Annotated in this window: 13 protein-coding genes; 8 read left to right on the top strand and 5 right to left on the bottom strand. The window is 55.1% G+C overall.

Annotation, left to right across the window (positions count from 1 at the left end; genetic code table 11):
• The first annotated feature begins 204 nt into the window (after positions 1-204).
• The 3 genes from SPL01S_RS06895 to licT are packed head-to-tail and all read left to right on the top strand — an operon-like array spanning position 205 to position 4,352.
• On the top strand, positions 205-2,076 hold the full coding sequence (locus SPL01S_RS06895; RefSeq protein WP_063198458.1) for a beta-glucoside-specific PTS transporter subunit IIABC: 1,872 nt from the start codon (positions 205-207) through the stop codon (positions 2,074-2,076).
• Positions 2,073-3,485: a glycoside hydrolase family 1 protein gene (locus SPL01S_RS06890; RefSeq protein ID WP_063198456.1), complete on the top strand. Its 1,413-nt coding sequence runs from the start codon at positions 2,073-2,075 to the stop codon at positions 3,483-3,485. The genes SPL01S_RS06895 and SPL01S_RS06890 overlap by 4 nt, the downstream gene beginning before the upstream one ends.
• A gap of 27 nt (positions 3,486-3,512) precedes the next feature.
• The gene (gene licT, locus SPL01S_RS06885; protein ID WP_004944140.1) at positions 3,513-4,352 is read left to right on the top strand and encodes a BglG family transcription antiterminator LicT; all 840 of its coding nucleotides are present in this window, start codon (positions 3,513-3,515) and stop codon (positions 4,350-4,352) included.
• A gap of 166 nt (positions 4,353-4,518) precedes the next feature.
• Here the strand turns inward: licT and SPL01S_RS06880 are convergent, their stop codons facing one another.
• On the bottom strand, positions 4,519-5,439 hold the full coding sequence (locus SPL01S_RS06880; protein ID WP_063198453.1) for a LysR family transcriptional regulator: 921 nt from the start codon (positions 5,437-5,439) through the stop codon (positions 4,519-4,521).
• A gap of 100 nt (positions 5,440-5,539) precedes the next feature.
• Here SPL01S_RS06880 and SPL01S_RS06875 point away from each other — a divergent pair, with 100 nt between their 5' ends.
• Positions 5,540-6,112 carry a chromate transporter gene (locus SPL01S_RS06875; protein WP_013812810.1) on the top strand — a complete coding sequence of 191 codons (573 nt, stop codon included), beginning with the start codon at positions 5,540-5,542 and terminating at the stop codon, positions 6,110-6,112.
• The gene (locus SPL01S_RS06870; RefSeq protein WP_006325093.1) at positions 6,109-6,630 is read left to right on the top strand and encodes a chromate transporter; all 522 of its coding nucleotides are present in this window, start codon (positions 6,109-6,111) and stop codon (positions 6,628-6,630) included. Before SPL01S_RS06875 ends, SPL01S_RS06870 begins: the two co-directional genes overlap by 4 nt.
• Here SPL01S_RS06870 and SPL01S_RS06865 read toward each other — a convergent pair whose 3' ends face one another.
• From SPL01S_RS06865 to SPL01S_RS06855, 3 genes are all read right to left on the bottom strand, one after another.
• Positions 6,631-6,987: a protease inhibitor Inh/omp19 family protein gene (locus SPL01S_RS06865; protein WP_004944151.1), complete on the bottom strand. Its 357-nt coding sequence runs from the start codon at positions 6,985-6,987 to the stop codon at positions 6,631-6,633.
• Positions 6,988-7,354: 367 nt separating this feature from the next.
• Positions 7,355-8,158, bottom strand: coding sequence for a hypothetical protein (locus tag SPL01S_RS06860; protein WP_063198450.1), 804 nt, complete (start codon positions 8,156-8,158; stop codon positions 7,355-7,357).
• A gap of 15 nt (positions 8,159-8,173) precedes the next feature.
• A complete protein-coding gene (locus SPL01S_RS06855; protein ID WP_063198448.1) occupies positions 8,174-9,697 on the bottom strand; it encodes a metallophosphoesterase family protein in 1,524 nt (507 codons plus the stop codon).
• A gap of 501 nt (positions 9,698-10,198) precedes the next feature.
• Between SPL01S_RS06855 and SPL01S_RS06850 the strand changes: the two genes are divergently transcribed.
• Positions 10,199-11,065, top strand: a complete 867-nt coding sequence (locus SPL01S_RS06850; protein WP_063198446.1) for a hypothetical protein — start codon at positions 10,199-10,201, stop codon at positions 11,063-11,065.
• A 106-nt stretch (positions 11,066-11,171) separates the two neighbouring features.
• Here SPL01S_RS06850 and SPL01S_RS06845 read toward each other — a convergent pair whose 3' ends face one another.
• A complete protein-coding gene (locus SPL01S_RS06845; protein WP_063198443.1) occupies positions 11,172-12,074 on the bottom strand; it encodes a DMT family transporter in 903 nt (300 codons plus the stop codon).
• Positions 12,075-12,252: 178 nt separating this feature from the next.
• Between SPL01S_RS06845 and SPL01S_RS06840 the strand changes: the two genes are divergently transcribed.
• Positions 12,253-13,122, top strand: a complete 870-nt coding sequence (locus SPL01S_RS06840) for a helix-turn-helix domain-containing protein (protein ID WP_063198441.1) — start codon at positions 12,253-12,255, stop codon at positions 13,120-13,122.
• A 17-nt stretch (positions 13,123-13,139) separates the two neighbouring features.
• Complete coding sequence (locus SPL01S_RS06835; protein WP_063198439.1) at positions 13,140-13,577, top strand: VOC family protein; 438 nt, start codon at positions 13,140-13,142, stop codon at positions 13,575-13,577.
• The last annotated feature ends 6 nt before the right edge of the window (positions 13,578-13,583 follow it).

Here is a 13,583-nt window from a genome sequence, read left to right as displayed (position 1 = left end):
GCTCGCAAAGTTTGACGAAGGCAGTTGCTGAAAAAACGCAACTATGGCGATACTTCCGTCGCGACCTCCGTGGTCGCCAGACATTTTTATTAAGGCGTGTTACTGCTCAGGCAGGCAAGACCAAAATAGGAATGCACCTCTCATCATGATGAGGCGCATTTTCATTTTGGTCTTTTTTTTTGTTTTTTTTACCGGGGAAAATCGATGGATTACAAACAGTTAGGCCTGGAAATATTGGCGCGAGTCGGCGGTAAAGCTAACGTCAGTAAACTGACGCACTGCGCCACGCGTCTGCGCATGGAGTTTAACGATGACAGCAAGGTGCAGGCGAAAGCCATTGAGGCCTTGCCGGGGGTGATAAGCGTGGTGGAGCGCGGCGGCCAGTTTCAGATCGTGGTCGGCAATAACGTACAGCAAACCTTCCGCACGTTGCAAAAAGAGGTTGGCGATCTCAGTGGCCGACAGGGCGAGAAGAAACAGCAGGCCAGGGGCGGGGTGTTTTCGCAGATCATCAGCGTTATCTCCACCACGTTCACGCCGGTGATCCCGGCGATCACCGGGGCGGGGATGATCAAGGCGCTACTGGCGATCCTCAAACTGACCGGTGTGATAGACGCCGCCAGCCCGACGTATCATCTGCTGGACACCATCGCCGATGCGGCGTTTTTCTTCCTGCCGGTATTACTGGCCTACGGCGCTTCGATCAAGTTTGAATGCAACCCGATACTGGCGATGACCATCGCCGGTGCCTTGCTGCACCCCAATTTGGCGCAGATGCTGGCGGCGGGCACCGCGATTGATTTTATCGGTATTCCGGTACGGCTGGCGGACTACGCCGGTTCGGTGCTGCCGATTATATTCACCGTGTGGCTGATGTCCTATATCGAGCGCTTTGCGGAGAAAGTGTCGCCGACGATGATCAAGTTTTTCACCAAGCCGATGATTATCCTGTTGGTGACGGCGCCGCTGGCGTTGGTGGTGGTCGGGCCGTTCGGTATTTTCCTTAACGACCTGGTCGCCGCAGGCGCGGCCATCGTCGACGGCAAGGCCAGTTGGCTGATCCCGATGCTGATGGGCGGGCTGCAACCCTTCCTGGTGATCACCGGCACCGCCTGGGCGATGACACCTATCGCTACCGGCCAGTTGAGCAAAAACGGTTTCGAAATGATTAACGGACCGGGCATGCTGGCGTCCAATATCGCGCAGGGCGCGGCGACGCTGTGCGTGGCTTTCCGCACCAAAAACAAAAATCTGCGCCAGTTGGCGTCTTCCGCCGGGTTCACTGCGCTGCTGGGGATCACCGAACCTTCGCTGTACGGCGTGACCCTGAAGCTGCGCAAACCGCTGATTGCGGCGATGATCGGCGGCGGCTGCGCCGGTATCTATGCCGGGCTGAGCGGGCTGGTGCGCTATGCCTTTGTCTCTCCGGGATTGGCGGCGTTGCCGGCATTTATCGGTGAAAACCCGATGAATATCGTCCATGCGCTGATCACCTGTGCCATTGCCATCGTGGTGACTTTCGCGCTGACCTGGATCTTCGGCTTTGACGATCCGGTTGAAGAGCAAGAGCAGGAGACCGCACCGGCGGTGGCTCCCATCGGCGGCGATGAGCAGCAGATTTTCAGCCCGCTGGCCGGCCAACTGGTGGCGCTGGAGCAGGTTAACGACGACGTGTTCTCGCAGGGATTATTGGGACAGGGCGTAGCGATAAAGCCGCAGGAAGGGGTACTGCGTGCGCCGCTGGACGGTGAGGTGATGACCTTTTTGCCGTCGATGCACGCGGTGGGCATCAAGGGTGACAACGGCGTCGAACTGCTGGTGCACATAGGCATAGATACCGTCAATCTGGCCGGCCGGCATTTTGCTTCCGAATTGCAGATTGGCGATCGGGTCAAGGTGGGGGATGAGCTGGTGCGTTTTGATATTGCGGCGATAACTGCGTTGGGTTACGACCTTACTACGCCGGTATTGGTGATCAACAGCGAAGCCTTCCCGCAGTTGAGCTGCCGTCAGCCGGGCAGCGTGGGCTTTGGCGAGACAATCATCGCCCTCAATACCCCCAAGGAGCCGGCATGATTTATCAACGCCTGGACGATTTCCCCGCAGATTTTCTGTGGGGGGCTTCTACTTCCGCCTATCAGGTGGAGGGAGCCTGGGATGAAGACGGTAAAAGCCCGTCGATTGTCGATATGCTCGATCATCCTGAAGAAACCGCCGATTTCAAAGTTGCCAGCGATCACTATCACCGTTTCCGCGAAGACGTGAAACTGTTCGCCGAGCTGGGGCTGAAGGCCTACCGCTTTTCCGTCGCCTGGACGCGGGTGCTGCCCAACGGCACCGGCGAGGTTAACGCCGCCGGGCTGGCGTTCTATCGGCAACTGATCGATGAACTGCAGCGTCATGGCATTGAACCTGTGGTGACGCTTTATCACTTCGATTTGCCTTACGTGCTCGAACAGCAGGGCGGCTGGTCCAATCGCGCCACTATCGATGCGTTTGTCGAGTATGCGGCGGTGCTGTTTGACGCCTTTGGCGATCGGGTAAAATATTGGCTGACCATCAATGAACAGAACACGATGATCCTGCATCCGGGCGCGATTGGCATGCCGAAGGGCGGCGAGTTGCCGTCCAAACAGGTGCTGTATCAGCAAAGCCACCACATGCTGGTGGCGCAGGCCAGGGTGATGGCGCTGTGCCACCAACGCTGCCCCTCCGGCAAAATCGGCCCGGCGATTAACACCACGTCGATGTATCAGGAAACCTGCCATCCGCTGGACGCCATCGCCGCGCATAACTGGGAAACGCTGCGCTGCTGGAGTTTCCTCGACGTGGCGGTGCATGGGCGCTATAACGCGCTGGCCTGGCGATATTTGCAGGATCGCGGCCTGGCGCCGCAAATGGAACCGGGCGATGCGGCGCTGTTGCTGCAGGGCAAACCGGATTACGTGGCGATAAACTACTATTCCACCGCCACCATCGCCGCCAGCCGGGGCGATGCTTCGGACATCAGTGCCCGCGCCGGCGATCAGCAAATCATGCTGGGGGAACCGGGAGTGTACCGCGCGGCGGAAAACCCGTTCGTTGGCAAAACCCGTTACGGTTGGGTGATCGACCCGGTCGGGCTGCGCCTGACGCTGCGCAAAACCTACGAACGCTACGCGTTGCCGATATTAATTACCGAAAACGGCATAGGCGCCCCGGATGAGTTACAGGCCGATGGTACAATTAATGATGACTACCGCATTGAGTTTATGCGCCAGCACGTTGAACAGATGCAATTGGCGATCAACGACGGCGTTGAACTCATGGGGTATTGCCCGTGGGCGGCGATAGACGTGGTCAGTACCCATCAGGGCTACGCCAAGCGTTACGGGTTTATCTATGTAAACCGGGGTGAACAGGATCTGAAAGATCTGCGCCGCATCAAAAAGCGCAGTTTTGACTGGTATCAACGGCTGATTGCCACTCATGGCCGGCAACGCTAATAAAAATAAAGGGTGATGGCCGCGACGATGAAAGTCATTAAGGTACTCAATAATAGCCTGGTGCTATCAACAGACAGCGATAACAACGAAGCTATCGTCATGGGCAAGGGTATTGGCTTTAACAGCAAAGTGGGTGACGTTCTCGACCCGGCCACTATTGAGAAAGTGTATGTGGTGCAGAACAGCCAAAAGGGCCGTGATTACCTGCGGCTGATGGAAAACACGCCGGAGGAGCACCTGGAGATTGTGCAGATGATCCTCGCTGAGGCCAACCGGCAGCTCAATGGTCGCATTAACGAGCAGATTTTCTTCACCCTGGCGGACCACATCAGCTTTGCCATTGAGCGCTATCACAAGGGCATTGCGATCCAAAACCGGCTGTTGTTCGAGGTGAAGCGCTTTTATCCGCAGGAGTTCGCAGTGGCGATGCAGGCGCTGGGGCAAATCAATCAGCGGCTTAACATCGCTCTGCCGGAAGAAGAGGCGGGGAATATCGCGTTCCATCTGGTTAACGGCCAGACCGACGTGCAGAACATGGAACATACCCTGCTGTCGGTGAAGATGCTGAAAGACATTTTCAATATCATCAAGTATCACTTTCGCATCAATATCGATACGGATTCGCTCAATTACGCACGTTTTCTGGTGCATATGCAGTTTTTTATTCAGCGGATGGTCGAAGGGCAACAGATGGCGTCGAAAGACGACTTCATCTTTGCCCAGGTGACCAGGGAGTACCCGAATGCTTATCGCGGCGCGCTGCTGATCCGCGACTATGTGAAGAATCTGCTTGAGATGGAGATGTCGAACGATGAACTGCTGTATCTGGTGATCCACCTGACGCGTATCACCGACCAGCAGGACTAAACAGTTGCGATCAATAGTGCTACAGGTGAGGAACGTGCAGAGCGCCGACACGCCGTGAATCCGTCCATGGAGGCTCGTATCGCGCGTCCATGCGCTCAACGGTCGGCTAACCTGCATGCCTTCCACCCGTATCATGCTTGGGGGGAGCGGTATTAAACGCCGTTATTTAGCCGGAATGCTGTGCGCTGACCGCCTCCGTCACCAGCGCGCGGAAGCGCTGGATGAGGGCGGACGAGCGGTTGCTGCGCAGCGCCAGGTACAGCGGCGCACTGAGCTGGGCTTCGTCGCTGATTGCCCGGTAGACGATGCCGTCGCCGCCCAACCGCCGCATCGAGGCCGGTACGATCGACAACCCCAGACCGGCCCCCACCAGGCTAAGCGTCGCGGGCAGGCGCGGGGCTTCTTGGATGACGCGCGGGCTGAACCCGGCGCGGTGGCAGGCGGCTAAAATGGCATCGTACAAGCCCTGGCCCGCAGGGCGGCGGTAGAGAATAAAAGCTTCGTTCGCCAACGACGCCAACGGCAATGGCTGCGCGCTGTCGACTGCCCGCGGGTGGCCGACCGGCAGGGCGACCAGCATAGGTTCGCGCAGCACCGGCTCAATGGTCAGGCCTGGAATGCCGCTGGCCGGCGAGCGCACAAAAGCCACGTCGAGCCGTTCATCCACCAGCGCATCCAGCAGTTCGCCGCTGCCGGCTTCTTCCAGTTGGGTGGTGATGCCCGGCAGGATCTCGCGATAGCGGCGCAACAGGTTAGGCACGAACGGATGCAGCGCGGCGGAGCTGGTGAAGCCGATGGCGATATGCCCCTGTTCACCGCGTGCTGCGCGATGCACCGCTTCGGTCAACAGCTCGGCGCGGGCCAACAACGCACGCGCCTCATTAAACAGCACGTTGCCCGCTTCGGTGGCGCGCACGCCACGCGGCAGGCGCTGCAACAGTGTTACCCCCAGCTCATCCTCCAGCCCCTGCAGCAGGCGGGTCAACGGCGGCTGTTGAATAAACAGCCGTTCGGCGGCGCGGGTAATATTGCCTTCTTCAACTACCGCAACGAACGCCCGCAAGCGGCGAAGTTCGATCATAGACATACCTAAAAGGTATCCTTGTTGGTTCCGAAATGCATTAGACATCATGACATGGCGGCGCGCATCATACCAGGCATCAAAAATAAGCGATGTGGAACGAGCAATGTCTGAATCGGATGCGGTAAAAAACACCCGGCTTGCGGCGGCGCCGGGCAATGGGGAGCTGTTTTGGGGCTTTCTGATGCTGGGGCTGATAGGGTTTGGCGGCGTGCTACCGCTGGCGCGCAATATGCTGGTGGAGGATCGGCGCTGGCTGAGCGGCGAACAGTTTACCGAGCTGCTCGGGCTGTGCCAGTTTCTGCCGGGGGGCAACGTAATCAACCTTTCGGTCGCGGTGGGGATGGAGTTCCGCGGCCTGCGCGGCGCTTGCTGTGCATTGCTGGGGTTGATCAGCGCCCCGACCGCGATTGTGGTCGGGTTGGGGATGGTTTACGCCCGCTTCCAGAATGATGCGCATGTGCAGCACGTGTTTGCCGGGCTGGCGGCTGCGGCGGCCGGTTTGCTGCTGTCCACCGGGATAAAGATGCTGTTGCCGCTGCGCGGTAAATGGCTGGCGCTGGGGATTGTCGCGCTGTGCCTGATCGCCATCGCCTGGCTGCGCCTGCCGCTGTTGCCGACCATGCTGGTGCTGGCGCCGCTGAGCATTTTGTTGCTGTGGTGGAGGAAGCCCTCATGATGGGCGTATTGATCTCGCTGGCGATTATTTTCACCGAGCTTTCGCTGCTGGCATTCGGCGGCGGCATGACCATCCTGCCGGAAATGCAGCGCCAGGTGGTGGAGATTCATCAATGGATGAGCGCACAGGAGTTCAGCGCGCTGTTCGCCATGGCGCAAGCTGCGCCGGGGCCGAATATGATGATCGTGCCGCTGATTGGCTGGCACGTGGCCGGCTGGGCGGGGCTGCTGGTTTCCTCCATCGCCAAGTTCGGCCCGTCATCGATCGTCACTTTACTGGTGATGGGGGCCTGGCGGCGCTTCAAGGACAAACCCTGGCGGCGCATCGTGCAGACCGGTCTGGTGCCGGTCACCGTCGGGTTGGTGGCGGCCAGCGGGGTGTTGATTGCCGAAGCTTCTGCGCCGAGCTGGCCGTTGGCGGCGATCATCGCGCTGGCCACGTTACTGAGCATGAACAAACGCATTCACCCGCTGTGGATACTGGCGGGCGGTGCGCTGCTCGGGCTGCTGGTAGCTTAGTCAGCGCGGTGTCAGTACAAAGCGGGGTTTACCGCCGTGGTTCATGACTTCGTAGCGTTTAGGGGCGGTCAGCGCCAGAAACGCCACCCTGCTGCCGTCGGCGTTGGTCAACGTCATGCCGTCCGGCGTCGGGCGCCAGGCTACCGGCAGCTCGGTGAGCGCCAGCGGTTGCAGGCACTGCGATGAGGCGGTGAAACGGTAGGCGTTGGTGCTTTCGATCCGTTCATCGCTCAGTTCAACGTCACAGGCGGCGATCTTGCCTTCGGTGTCGGTCAACTGCCAGTGTCCTTTCAGCGCGGAGGGGGCGAGCAACGGCAACGAACTGGCGAAGGTATTGCTGCATAACAATAGGCTCATAACGGCTCCAGTCAGGGCAATGCGCCGTAATACGCGCAACGGGGTAAAGGGGCAAAGGGTGATCATCAGTTTCCTTACTGTCTCTTTGTGGCCGGGTGGAAACATCTTTTGTGTCTATGATGATAGCAAAGTTGCCGGCGTTGACGTCTGGCTTTGCGGGGGCTGGTTTGTTATGTGTCGTATGGAGCTCTCAACCTTATCGGCTGCCAATGCAAAAGATCAGATGTGGAACCCGCTAGCAAGATGATAGTGGCGATGACTACGCCGCGAGATGATATGGAAGATCAGCAGAGCCTGAATATAGCCGTAGCTCTATGCCTCCAGGCTAAAGGAGGCATGCAATATGAAGATCCCTATCCAATAGAGGCTATTTACTTGTTTGGTGAGAGGGATAATAACGATCTGGCACCAAACTGTGCGACATGACATAAGCTCCGAAAATGGGTGTGCGGGAAGTATCACTCTCATAGTATTCGTGCCAGTAGCGTGCTGCTTGCCAGATGGATTCCGGGCTACTGATAGTGCCGCCCATACCCGGCGACAGATCAAAACTGTTGGCTGAAAATGCCATATTGAGCATGGCGGCGGAAGGAAAACCATATCCTTCGTGCAAAGGGTTAGCCGCCGTGCCTATGCCCCAACTATATTGTAACCAGCGGATCAACAACGCGGAGAGATCCAGCATAAAACGTTCCTTGTATAACTGCCTGATTTTTTCGGCGATATCTTTGCTTGGAACCGGGATCGCCAACAGCGCCAAGTTCGGATAGCGAGATTTATCTGCAAACCGGGATAGTTTACCCACCTGAATGGCATTCGATGCCGGTGCATAGCCGTGGTCCGGATACCACTCTTTTGGCGTAAGATCGATACCTAGCGTGGTGCTTTCTTCCAGGTTGATTGGATCTATGTCCTGAATAAATAGCGCAACGGACCACGCACTCGGCAGAAAGTCACTTCGTAAATGCGCTTGTGCCACCCGTAACCGAAATGAAACGGGATCGTTGCCACCAGCAAGTAAAATTAATCCGGGGTTTTCAACATTCTCAATTGCGCAGGAGGTAACTGCCTGTTTTAGCCAAGAGATATTTTGTTCGTTAGACTTGCGCTTGATATTTTTAATAAAATTGCTGGATTGAGTTGCCTGTGAACGCATGATGCTAATACTCATTGGACTGTCCTCATTTTATACGATAGGGCGCAGCGATAACGTCATGCTGCGCTGCTGCAGTTTCTGCGGGATAGTGTCGGGGAAGGGGATATAGGTAACTATCACATCCAACCCTCTGCCCACCGTGCTAAAGCTCAACATCAGCCCCATATCTCCTTGTAAAGGCTTATTATTCTGTAGTGCGAAGTTATTGATGGTCGTCGTTGTGTACAAACCGCGGGTGCCGAACCTGGCTGGCGGTGGCTCTGGAAACGGGTAATCCCGGGTCAATTGCAGATCGCGAAGCACTCCCAGTGAATGATTAAGCAAGACATTAGCCATATCCCTTTTGTTGCTGTATTGGCATAGCGACGTTGGCGAGGAGATAAATTCATAAATTTTTCCGTAGCTATTGTTGACGTGTTGAGCGCACGACACCCGCCCCCAATGCACATCCCCCGTCAGGCAGAGCACCGGCAAACCGGCTGCAGATACCCGTTCAATCTGTTGGAGGATAAATTCATAGTCATATGAATAATTAGCCAGCTCATAATCTGTCGTTTTCCCTTCGAAAAAGCCTGCCGGTTCTTTGAACAATGATTGGCCCGTAACCAGAACGCCGTACTGAGGGGTGGCGGTGTTGGCACTTTCTACCAATTTGCTTGCCCATTCTTCCAGAGCTTGTTGTTGTCCGGAATGGCCGAGTAAATCGCCGGCGTTGTCTGTGGTATTACTGAAGATGCCGCCTGCATTACGCTGGGTTCGGGTGTCCAGCATCAAAATGGAGAGTGGAGGTTGTTGCAATTTGCATGCAGAGCCCAATGAGCTGGCGGAAAGTTGAAATGCCTCGTAGGCTTTGGCGGCGGCGGCCCACCACCGTTTTCTCCCTTTCGCAGTGAAGGTATTGCCGATCCAGGGGCTTAATGCCGGCGCATTATTCCAGAACTCATGATCATCCGGCAGCATAGCGACAGGCGCGAGTGTCAACACGCTAGGATAGCCGACAGGTTCATTTTGAGGATTGGTATTGCTGCTGCCGTTAAACCAGTTTTTGTAGTAGGTCTTATAGAATTGATTTTCCAGCCAAGGGGTATCGTCGACAAAATTCAATAAAGGCGGCAAATCAAGGTAAACTTGATCGCCAGCTAAAATGGTCCAGTCAGGTTTGGGGACCAGCTGCGACAGGATCTTGGCGGATTTCCCGCCTTTGTCCATGTTGTTATCAAAGCAGGACAGTAACAATAGGTTAAATGTTTGCCCATCTTTGGCGGGAACCCCATTGATTCGCGTGCGGAAGTTGCGAAGCGTTCTTTCATCCCCCGCCTGGAGTTCTACCGTATGAATACGGTCAGTCGGAAGGTTGTGAAATTCAACAACCAGCGATTGAAAGTGTAGCCCGGTGTGAATAGGCCAATGATATTGCCGGATCGTTATGGGAGTGCTGATACTACCGTTGATCCTCCAGACAAGTTGCTCATCGGCAGAGAAGCCTGCTAAGCCTGCCCATAGTCGGAGCGAGGAGTCTTGATCCGTTACATGACTAACTAGAGATATAGGCATAATAAAACCCCTGGATGTTATCACTCAGTATGGGTTTTCATTCGGTATTAATAATATGCATGTGTTACTCGTCTTTTTTGAAAAAAATGGTGAGAGAATAAAATGATCTATGCTGATAAAAATAGCCATAAGTAAGTAAATGTCAATTGCCGCCATTAAATAAAAATGATGGCTGCGATTTTTGTTTAACCGTTTTATGCTTGACTGTTTACGCCATAATGTTTATCACGGTAATTAATAGTGTGCTGGTTTGCGAAGGCGTAAGATTTTAACGAATGAAAGTCAGGAGCGATGGGGTTTTAATGCTAGGGTTGACTTTTTTTTGGTTTTTTATTCTATTTTTATTTTTGTTCAATAAGCGAATTTCTTTTTCATCTATATAAGTAAATGGGCGACCATGCCCGAGAGAAGAGTGCGTATTGAGGCCGTCAGAGTAAACTTCGTCGTTGATACTTGCTGCTTAGGCGCAGGACCCGTGAATCTGATACATAAGGAAAACACATGATTAAACTAAATAAATTTGTGCTGCGCGGGGCCTGGGTTTTGTTATCTTTTAGCGTTGTAGGTTGCGGATTAAATTCTAAAAAAAATTTATATAATGACTATGCCGCTTTACCCGTTGACGGCTCTACAGTAGGGAACTACGCAGAGTTAAGGAACATCTTGATTGGCGAGGGCAGCTATGAGAATGCCCAAGGGAAAGTCGTGAACATCCCGAAGCTTATCCCGAAGCGTTGTTTTGGCGACAATGTCGATGACAGTTGTCGTTATAAAAGAAATGAAGCGATTTATGCGTTAGTTATTGGCTCTGAGCAGGCTTGCCTACAGCACCGTAAAACCATTTATGGCAATGATGCATTATTTAATGTGAGCGCAGGCAGTTTTACCAATTTATTCGCCGGTATTGCTACCGTTGCAACTCCCACCACAACGAAATCTGTTTTCTCGGCGCTTGCGCTATTCTCTAACGCTGAAAGATCATTGGTTAACGAAGTGATTTACAAACAAATGATTGTTCCGGCAGTAGATAAAAAAATCATGTCGATCAGGGCCGAAAAAGTCACTGCAATGGCAAATCGTTTAAAAAATGAATCAATAAATGACTATGGCATCGATAATGCTTTGAGTGATTTTATTAATTTCCATAACTCTTGTTCATTTATGGAAGGGTTACGGTTAGCGTTGGATGAAGGGGTGAATGATCCGAAGCCTGGCAAAATTAATGCGCTGAATTCGCGTCTGTTAACGCTATCTGCACAGATAATGATGACTTGTGCCAAAGGTAAAGAAAACGATTTCCAATGCAACGCATTGAAAGGTCGCTATGAATCCGTTTCTGATGCGTTAAAGGTGTTGGAAACCCAGTGAGAGCGTTAGCTAATGGAATTGAGCCGCCAGCGAACTGATGACGGCGGCGCTTTTGCATAACGATGAGCCTTCCACTGACGGTTAAGGTAGTTACGGGGGAATGGGCTTACACCGCCCGCCGCCATAACGCGGCGTACATGCCGGGTTTGGCGAACATCACCAGATTCCCCAACAGGATTAGGCACAGGCCGATCACCGCGTTGAGGTGCCACTGGTAACCTTCATAGAGTGTCGAGATGCTCAGCGCCACCAGCGGGAACAGCAGGGTGCTGTAGGCCGCAGCGCTTGCGCCGATGCGGCCAAGCAGGCTGAAGTAAGCGGCAAAGGCAATCACCGAGCCAAAAATCGCCAGATACAGCAATGAGCCGATATAACGGGTACTGGACTCAATCTGGAAGGATGCACCCTGGGCCAGGGCGATCAGTGCCATCAGGATGGCGCCATAACTCATGGCATAAGTATTGGTGGATAGAATGTCCAGCCCACGCCGCTGGTGGCGTGAACTGATCATATTACCGAGCGAAAAACCGTAGGTGCCGAGCGCACTAAGGCCGATGCCTTGCAACAGTTCCGGTGCCATTTGCGTGGCGACCAGATCCTGCCAGAACAGGGCGACGATCCCGGTCAGGCCCAGTACCGCCGCAGGCAGCAAGTTTGTGCTGGGGCGTTGACGGAAGAAGATCATGCCGTTGACGGCATTGAACAGTACCGCCATCGAGAAAATCACCGATTCCAACCCGCTGCTGATATAGGCCGCCGCATGGTAGAAACAGTAGAAGTTAAAGCCGAACACGCAGCAGCCTTGCAGGATGCAAAACAGGTGATCACGCAGCGCAATGCGGCGCAGGCGGCGCGCCAACAGCAGGATCAGCAACATCACTGCGGCGGAAACCACGAAGCGGTAACTGATCGACACCGGAATGGCTACCGGTCCTTCCTGTTGCAGGGTAATCGCAATCCAGGTGGTGCCCCAAATCAGCACCACGGCAAGGTACAACAGCACGTTCATAATCGACCCCGGCAAAATAGACTGCCGCAGTATCCACTGCCGCTCGCTACCGTGCTTTCAGCGCTTTGCGCACAATTGCATATTCTTGCGCTTTTTTTAGCAAAAGCGCGGGGCGTGGGCTGGTGCGGTGTGGCGTCACTCTTTACACTGAAAACAATTCAGCGAAGCGGGACCGGCGATGTCCAGATACAAGGCGTTTGAAACACTGCGGGAACATAAAGCGCGGTTGCACGGCAGCGTGCAGCTGGGTTCCGGCGTGGAGCTGGCCGCCTGGTCCAATCGTGACGATCGCATTACCCAGGAAAGCGCCGATCACCATACCCTGAGCCTCTATGTCGCCGATGGCTACGAGTGCTATCAAAAAGTGCCCGGCGGCTGGAAGAACGGCGGTGGGCCGGACCGTTTCTGCATTATGCCTCGCCAGTATGAATCCACCTGGGACGTGCGCAGCGATTTATCTTTCGTGCACCTTTACTGCACCGACCGGCATCTGCGGCAAGTGGTGGAGCAAACCTGGGATCGCAGCCCGGCGGCGATCGCTCTCGATCCGTGCGCTTTTGCCGAGGATCCGCAAATTACGCTGCTGTACCGCCAGTTTTTGCTTAACTGCAACTGGCAGGATCGCGCCAATCAGTTGGCGCTCAGCAGTGCTACAACCCTGCTGATGTCGCATCTGGTTCAGCGCTACAGTCAACTGCAATGGGCCTTGCCGAGGGTGCGCGGTGGCCTGGCGCCAGCGGTGGCCAGGCGGGTAAAAGAGTATATCGAGCAGCACCTCGACAAGCCGCTGTTGCTGGCGGACCTGGCGGCGCAGGCCGGGCTGAGTGAGTTCCACTTTGCCCGCATGTTCAAACATGACACCGGCCTGGCGCCACACCAGTTTGTGATGCGCGCGCGGCTGCAACAGGCGGAAAAATTGCTGTGCCACAGCTTGCTGCCGCTGACGCAGATTGCGCTGGAATGCGGCTTCAGTTCCGCCAGCCATTTCAGCAATCGCTTCAAAGCGGCTTATGGATTTGCCCCGATGCAGATGCGCCAGGGGCGCTAACCCCCACAGGAGAGAACATGGAACAGCAGTTCGCAGGACTTGGCGTATTGTTTATCGCCGGATTCGGGCCGATTACGCAGCAAACGGAGCATAGCAAGGCGTTTTATGTCGACGCGCTGGGGCTGCCGCTCAAGCCGATGCCCGACAATGCCGATTATCTGCTGGCCGAGCATGGCGCGCTGGAAGGGGTGAAGCACTTTGCCTTGTGGCCGTTGGCGCAGGCAGCGCAATCTTGCTTCGGCAGCGAACAATGGCCGGCCGATCTGCCGGTGCCGCAGGCATGGATGGAGTTTGACGTCGCCGATATGGCGTTGGCCACCCAAGGGTTGATCGACAAGGGATACCGCCTGCTGGTCGCCAACCGCGAAGAGCCCTGGGGCCAGAGCGTCACCCGCTTGCTCAGCCCGGAAGGGTTGCTGATCGGCGTCACTTTCACGCCCTGGTTGCGCGACTGACCCTAT

It is taken from the genome of Serratia plymuthica NBRC 102599 (genome assembly GCF_001590925.1).
GTDB lineage: Bacteria > Pseudomonadota > Gammaproteobacteria > Enterobacterales > Enterobacteriaceae > Serratia > Serratia plymuthica.
Note: the sequence above shows the minus strand (reverse complement) of the source record. Positions and strands in the feature narration are given on the sequence as shown.

Excerpts from the sequence above, each read along its gene's own strand:
- SPL01S_RS06895 (WP_063198458.1), top strand. The coding sequence starts at position 205 with ATGGATTACAAACAGTTAGGCCTGGAAATATTGGCGCGAGTCGGCGGT.
- SPL01S_RS06875 (WP_013812810.1), top strand. The coding sequence starts at position 5,540 with ATGTCTGAATCGGATGCGGTAAAAAACACCCGGCTTGCGGCGGCGCCG.
- SPL01S_RS06845 (WP_063198443.1), bottom strand. The coding sequence starts at position 12,074 with ATGAACGTGCTGTTGTACCTTGCCGTGGTGCTGATTTGGGGCACCACC.
- SPL01S_RS06850 (WP_063198446.1), top strand. The coding sequence starts at position 10,199 with ATGATTAAACTAAATAAATTTGTGCTGCGCGGGGCCTGGGTTTTGTTA.
- SPL01S_RS06880 (WP_063198453.1), bottom strand. The coding sequence starts at position 5,439 with ATGTCTATGATCGAACTTCGCCGCTTGCGGGCGTTCGTTGCGGTAGTT.
- SPL01S_RS06865 (WP_004944151.1), bottom strand. The coding sequence starts at position 6,987 with ATGAGCCTATTGTTATGCAGCAATACCTTCGCCAGTTCGTTGCCGTTG.
- SPL01S_RS06870 (WP_006325093.1), top strand. The coding sequence starts at position 6,109 with ATGATGGGCGTATTGATCTCGCTGGCGATTATTTTCACCGAGCTTTCG.
- SPL01S_RS06890 (WP_063198456.1), top strand. The coding sequence starts at position 2,073 with ATGATTTATCAACGCCTGGACGATTTCCCCGCAGATTTTCTGTGGGGG.
- SPL01S_RS06835 (WP_063198439.1), top strand. The coding sequence starts at position 13,140 with ATGGAACAGCAGTTCGCAGGACTTGGCGTATTGTTTATCGCCGGATTC.
- SPL01S_RS06860 (WP_063198450.1), bottom strand. The coding sequence starts at position 8,158 with ATGAGTATTAGCATCATGCGTTCACAGGCAACTCAATCCAGCAATTTT.
- SPL01S_RS06840 (WP_063198441.1), top strand. The coding sequence starts at position 12,253 with ATGTCCAGATACAAGGCGTTTGAAACACTGCGGGAACATAAAGCGCGG.
- SPL01S_RS06855 (WP_063198448.1), bottom strand. The coding sequence starts at position 9,697 with ATGCCTATATCTCTAGTTAGTCATGTAACGGATCAAGACTCCTCGCTC.
- licT (WP_004944140.1), top strand. The coding sequence starts at position 3,513 with ATGAAAGTCATTAAGGTACTCAATAATAGCCTGGTGCTATCAACAGAC.